At 37.2% G+C, this 7,324-nt stretch carries 2 protein-coding genes; both read right to left on the reverse strand.

The genetic code is table 11. The features are described from left to right. Nucleotides 1–3: 3 nt before the first annotated feature. On the reverse strand, nucleotides 4–3,825 hold the full coding sequence (locus K5783_RS07425; protein WP_297473405.1) for a MopE-related protein: 3,822 nt from the start codon (nucleotides 3,823–3,825) through the stop codon (nucleotides 4–6). Between the two features lie 130 nt (nucleotides 3,826–3,955). Continuing rightward, nucleotides 3,956–7,324, reverse strand: a 3,369-nt coding sequence (locus K5783_RS07430; protein ID WP_297473406.1) for a hypothetical protein, incomplete at its 5' end; no start/stop codon positions are given.

Raw genomic sequence — 7,324 nt, forward strand, 5'->3', positions numbered from 1 at the left:
TAATTACTTTCGTCCTTTTGCTTTGTTGTCATCTTTGTCATCTTTTTTGTCGTCTTTTCTGTCATCTTTGTCATCTTTTTTGTCGTCTTTTCTGTCATCTTTTCTGTCATCTTTTCTGTCATCTTTGTCATCTTTTTTGTCGTCTTTTCCATCGTGTCCACTCCTATATGGTACAACTTGAACATCGTCTAGAAAAGTTCCAAAACTATCAGATATTCCAATATCTACAAACTCAATTATGGTAGGACCTGTTGCAATGAAACTGTGTGTACTAGTTCTCCAATCAGAAGACATATGTGAAATTTTATTTATTTTTTCACCGTTGATATTTACCAATAATCCATTTGTTTGAGAATTGGTGTTTGGTCTTTCTTTAGATGCATAACTTAACATGTATTTGTATCCAGAAACAGTATCAATTGTTTGGGATATTTTTACTGAGCAATGTGCATCAAGTTCTGCATGTTGCAATCCCTCATCAGGACCACCAAGAATCTGACGTTCGATTTCTAATTCCGCAACACAATCATTAGATATAGAATTTACAGTCCAATGTAGATCAGGTGTTCCAGTTGGAAAGGTATTCCAACCATTATTGTTAGTAATTACAGGGGTTTCAAAGCTTCCGTTAAACACTAAATTACTATCAGGAATGGTGTTTAGATCACCTTTTTCACAATTAATAATTATGTTATCACCATTGTTACCTTTACAATAATCATAATCATCTCCGCCATCAATCAAATCATCACCGTTATTACCAGTGATACGATCATCACCGTTATCTCCAAATAATTGATCATCGTCTTGGTTTCCTACAATTTTGTCGTTTCCGTCTCCACCATGAATTTCATCCATTCCATTGTTTCCAGTGATATTGTCATCACCGTTATCTCCAAATAATTTGTCATCACCAGCATGTCCTCTAATCTTGTCATTGCCATCTCCGCCATGAATTTCGTCATTTCCGTCATGTCCGTTAATGTTGTCGTTTCCGTCTCCGCCATAGATGCAATCATTACCTTTCTTTCCATTAATTTTGTCATTTCCACCCAAGCCTAGAATTAAATCATCATCATTACTACCGTTAAGATTGTCTTTCGAGTCTGTTCCAACAATTACATTATCAAATTCACTGATGTCTTTTCCACAGAATTTCTGTGTCAAGTTAACAGTTGAAATGTCACTCTGAATTAGTTCATTATCAGAATTTACATATGATATAGAATATTCAAATGAGTCAGAACCAAAGAGAGGATCTGTTGGAGAGTAAGTAAAACTTCCATCTGAATTTAATGCGGCATTACCTTTGGTTGATTGAGTTTCCAAGTTGACATCTACAGGAAGAAGTGCAGATACTGGGTATACTACAGGTACTGTTTCTGTATAGAATGGAATTATGTCATTTTCTAATATTCCAATTGCAGGTATAGAAAGTACAGAATCACCATCTGAAACATAAGAATCACCAAAAGTAATCAGAACTATTTCATCAATGGTGTCATCACAGTTGTTATCGACATTATCACCAATGATTTCAGCAGCATCTGGATTAATTTCTGCAGGATCTATTCCAAAATATGGTGATTCAGGATTAGTTTGAACCCTATCATGACAATCAAATCCTATTCCTGGTCCAGTAACCCAACCATCGCCATCTTCATCTACACCGTCATCTATGGTTCCATCACAATTATCATCAATTCCGTTTCCGCCTATTTCGGTTGCACCTGGATTGATTGCAGCGTTGTTGTCATCACAGTCAGTGAATCCTGGTAAGACGTTTAGTGTTTCCTCTACATAACCATCAGAGTCACCATCGGTGAATCCATTATCAATACTTCCATCACAGTTGTTATCTATTGCATCACCAAATACTTCGGTTGCACCTGGATTGATTGCAGCGTTGTTGTCATCACAGTCAGTGAATCCTGGTAAGACGTTTAGTGTTTCCTCTACATAACCATCAGAGTCACCATCGGTGAATCCATTATCAATACTTCCATCACAGTTGTTATCTATTGCATCACCAAATACTTCGGTTGCACCTGGATTGATTGCAGCGTTGTTGTCATCACAGTCTATTGTTTGAGGACCAGCAGTTGTTGTAGCATAACCGTCCATATCAGAATCGGTGAATCCCTCATCAACTACTCCATCACAGTTGTTATCTATGTCGTCAAATACTTCGGTTGCACCTGGATTGATTGCAGCGTTGTTGTCATCACAGTCTATTGTTTGAGGACCAGCAGTTGTTGTAGCATAACCGTCCATATCAGAATCGGTGAATCCCTCATCAACTACTCCATCACAGTTGTTATCTATGTCGTCAAATACTTCGGTTGCACCTGGATTGATTGCAGCGTTGTTGTCATCACAGTCAGTGAATCCTGGTAAGACGTTTAGTGTTTCCTCTACATAACCATCAGAGTCACCATCGGTGAATCCATTATCAATACTTCCATCACAGTTGTTATCTATTGCATCACCAAATACTTCGGTTGCACCTGGATTGATTGCAGCGTTGTTGTCATCACAGTCATTGCCATTTGGTGCAGCCAGATATCCATCTCCGTCAACATCATTGAAAATATTTATTGTGATAGTAGTAAATTTTGTGTTACCACCAGAATCTGTAACAGTTGCTCTGATAGTATTAAGACCAAGAGTGGTTATTTGGTTGGAGACTGAGCCGCCATTTTGATTGGTTAGTTGTGGTAAAGGTGTTTTAGTCCAGATAATTGATGATGTCACAGGAACTTCATTGCCATATGCATTAACATCGATAGCAGTTCCAGTAAAAGTTACAGGAACTACATTGCCATGGTTACTGTTAGTTGCTGGAGAAGATATGGTGATTGATTTGATTGGACACTTGTCCACTGGAGGAGTTCCAGAAACTGTATTTCCTATAATCTTTCCACAAAGCTCTGGAGTAGGTGTAATTTGCCCATTTTGTAGAATTCCATCATTTTGTAGAGTACCAAAAATTTCAATCCTACCAGGATTTTTTAGTTTAATTTCTGCTTCGTTTAAAAATTCACTATTTGATAAAATTCTTAATGTTCCTTCAACGTTAACTTTTGTAGTTACAAAAGGATTACCAGAGTATAGATAAAATTGCCCACCAAATGAATCAGATGCATAGTTTTCAACTAATCCTTTGTTTGTAAATATGCCTTGTGACTGGATAAAATTTCCAGACTCTGTATTATGCAAAAAGCCCGATATGGTAAACTCCCGATCATCATCTGTATTTATTGTTCCAAAATTTGTCAATTTACCGTTTAATCCAATATTATATCCCCCAAAATTATTTAGTTCACCGTAATTGTTTAATTCGCCAGATATGCCTATGGGTGTATCCTGATTCATAATAACGCCATCAGCTAAATTCTCAATAATTCCAGTTGTAGATACCTCAAAACTAGAATCTGAAATATTGATGGTTCCTGAATTAATCAAATCACCAGAGATGTTAAACTCAACTACATTAAATTCCATCTCTGCTGAATTATTCAAAGTCCCATCTACTGAAAGACCGGCTTCATCCACGACCATTGATCCGTTGTTTTCAAGGGAAATAGAATTTGGTATAACAAGTGTAACTTCAGTGATCTCCAACTCATCATCACTAGTAAGAACAAAATCATTATCAAGCTCACATACTCCATCATCATCATTCCATGATCCAGGAAATCCACCAGATGCACCACAATCCTCATCATCTTCAATGCTATAATTAATAGCGAATGAATCATGAATTCCGACTATACTAAAACCAACTACAGTTAACAATAGTAATGAAAGCATCAACTGTGTCATGAAGTGCTCATGATATTTTGTAATAAAAGAGTTATCGAAAAATCCCAAAGATGGGTATTGCCAAAATGGAAGATTTTGGAGTTACAGGTACCAAGTTGGAGTGTTTGACAATAATTTTAAGAACATAAAATCACGGATTTGATCCATTATGTGATTTCACAGTAATTATTTCAGAGTGATATCTGTATTTTACCTTCACTAAAGTATCATCAGTTGCATGTGCTTGTGGAATAAATCCATCTTCAGTCTCAAGTGATACGTTCCACTGGCCTACAATTGGATCAATTGAAGTAATTGAGAATCTCTCTAGCGTGTTATCTGCACCACTGTATCTGACTCTAAGTATTTGATCGCCATATGGAATACTCTCTAAGCCACCACGATTTCCTCGAGTGTTGTCATTGATGAGACACTCTTCTGTTCCACCAATTATGCATTGTCCTTGTGGATCAGTTATTCTGAATCTCAAATCAGAAGCAGAATTGGATGCATAGATTAACGCAGGATCAGCTAACACTTGACCATCTTTTTCTATTACTTGTAATGATTCCATTTCATATGCTGAGATTGCAATGGTCTTTGGATGTATGGAAACTTGTGCAGGTACTGTAACAGTAGAATGATCATACAAGTCAACTCTTCCCTGCAAGTCTAAAGTCGAATAACCATCAGAGATTGGAGCATTCCAGTTAAAGATTACTTGGGTTTGTCCTATTCCAAATATTTGTGATTTCTTTGAAACTACTTTTCCATCAACTACTAATGACACAATTCCATATGATGGTGTGTCATCGTTAAAGATGTATAGTTCTGGTTTGATCAGAGATCCTGATGGAATAATATTTGGAACATCCATCTCAACTGAAATATCAGATACTATGGTTGGTTTAACACCAATGTTATAGTGCTTTGATTCAGATCTATTATCGTTCTCATCAATGATGTGTAACCAATATTGCATTCCAGGTTCACTCATTACGAATGATGGAATATCAGCACTAACTAGATATGTGGAATTTGAAATTAGTAATACTTCCACATTCATATTAATTCCAATGTACTGATCTTCTGTTTGTCCCATGGTAATTGATCTAAGCTCAACTCTTTGCAGAGGAACAGCACTGTCAATAATTGCAGAAACTTTCATGTCCTGATTGTCAATGTAGAGGAATTCTGATTCCAGATCAGCACTGTATCTTGTGCCATTGGCAATTTGGATTGTAGCATCAAAGATTCTTGGAATTCCTTCTGCAATTTCTGGCAACTCATCTGGAATCTCAACAATCACTGTAGTTCCCTCACATGAAAGTAGTCTGACTGATGCCTGTACAACATTCTTTGTTGTACCTTTCTCTTCTGTGACTACTATCATCAAGAATGTCTCATCTGAAGAGATTGGAACCTCATAGAGGTATCTGTCAACATTGGTTAGTTTGTTCAAGTCCGCATATGGCTGAACTTCGGCTAATGTTGCATATACAATTCCTGACTTTGAAGTGGCAAGTTTTACTGCTGGTGGAGTATCTGCATCACTTGAGACTAGTATTCTTGCCATATTTTCATTACATTTGTCATAGGATACCTCATTGATTGCAAGTGGTGTTGATAGAATTCCTCCAAATCCTACAGATGCACCAGATACTGAAGCTCCTGCACTAGTTCTTCCTCCGCCTCCTCCAAGGCCTGATGTACCTGCAGAACTTTCTCCTGCAGCAGATGATGTAGATCTCTTGGAAGATATGGATTTCTTGGAATAGTGATCAGACTCTACCACTACATCACAGAATCCACTCTTTTCAGATGGTGTATTTGACAAGATTCTATCCATGCCAGATGTCCATGTTGTTCCAACTAGAGTATGTGCTTCTACATCTGCACATCCATTAGCAAGTGTAATGATATCAGAAGATGTTGGTTTTGGAACAAGTAATGTCATTTGTGGTTTGGATGCAAAGTTATTCTCATCATTATAGTTGAATCCAACAGAATCTTCTTCATGACGATACTTTACATCAATTTCTAATTCCAATTCATTTGTAATTCCACTACTAGCCAGAGTTGGTGAGTTGATATGTTCATCATCAGTTTCAATCACTATCCAGTCTTTGTCAAATACCCCGACTGATGATGAAGAATTCTTTGATGTAATGTCAAGTTTTAATAGACCACCAAAGCTTGGAATGAGTGAAGGTTGTATTGGGAGTATCATCTGTTGACCCGGAGTAATTTTTTTGATTTGAGCAGATATGACTTGATGAGTGGTTGTTTCTGCAGAAACGAAGACAGGAATGACTGCAGTAGATGATTTGTTTATTGGAAGTATATATGGTTGCATCTTGAATGAGTTTATTACATCAGAACCTTTGATGCCTTTACTCCAATCTTTTACATATTTGATGTTAGATTGTGATGATGTTGCAGTAGTTTTTCCTGATGGATTATTTACGCCAACTGTATTAATTTCTGGAAGTTGATCAGTTTTAGATATTGTAGTTTGAGTCTGACTATTAACAATAACTGCATTGAATCCTTGTAAAATATTTAGTCCAGTTGAGTTTAGCAAGGGTGCAGATGAACCTATCTTTGGATCAGCTATTGATAGATCAGTGTTTTCATCGATTAAAGTAAAGATTGTCAAAGGATTTACGTTAACACAGCAGACAGGTGCAGACGTCTGATCAATTGTAACTACATAACCTGTTGGAATGGTTGTCATAGTGACAGTATAATCGTCAAATGGTACAGACGTAATTCTTATCTCGCCACTTGTTGCATTTACATCATTGATGTCATTGTCAGTGATATTTAGACTTCCAGTTCCTGTTAATGGATTTGGTGAAATGGTAAATGAAGCACCGCCTTTCAATTGATTATCATCTACAACTCTAATATTCAATGAACCTGCAAATGTAAAGTTATCAGAGAAAGAGAGTGCTTCCTCAAGAATTCTTGTGAATTGTGATTGTAATGATATTACATCAGTAATTGTTAGAGATTCTAATAGGACAACAGTTTGGGATCTACTTGTAAATACCACATCAGATGGAGTCAAGGTTTCATCTAGTGTTGCAGTGAATTCATTTGCAGTGTTGACTGTGTCAGATGGTGTGAGTGTCTCAGATAAGGTGACTGATGCTACTGCATTTGTGGTGATGACATCAGATGGGGTCAAGGTTTCAGATAGAGTAACAGATCTTGATGTGTTGACGGTGTCAGATGGAGTCAAGGTTTCATCTAGTGTTGCAGTGAATTCATTTGCAGTGTTGACTGTGTCAGATGGTGTGAGTGTCTCAGATAAGGTGACTGATGCTACTGCATTTGTGGTGATGACATCAGATGGGGTGAGTGTTTCTGTGAGTGTTGCTGACTGAGCTGCATTTGTGGTGATGACATCAGATGGGGTCAAGGTTTCAGATAGAGTAACAGATCTTGATGTGTTGACGGTGTCAGATGGAGTCAAGGTTTCATCTAGTGTTGCAGTGAATTCATTTGCAGTGTT

Origin of the sequence: Nitrosopumilus sp. (genome assembly GCF_025699125.1) — an archaeon.
Classification (GTDB): Archaea; Thermoproteota; Nitrososphaeria; order Nitrososphaerales; family Nitrosopumilaceae; genus Nitrosopumilus.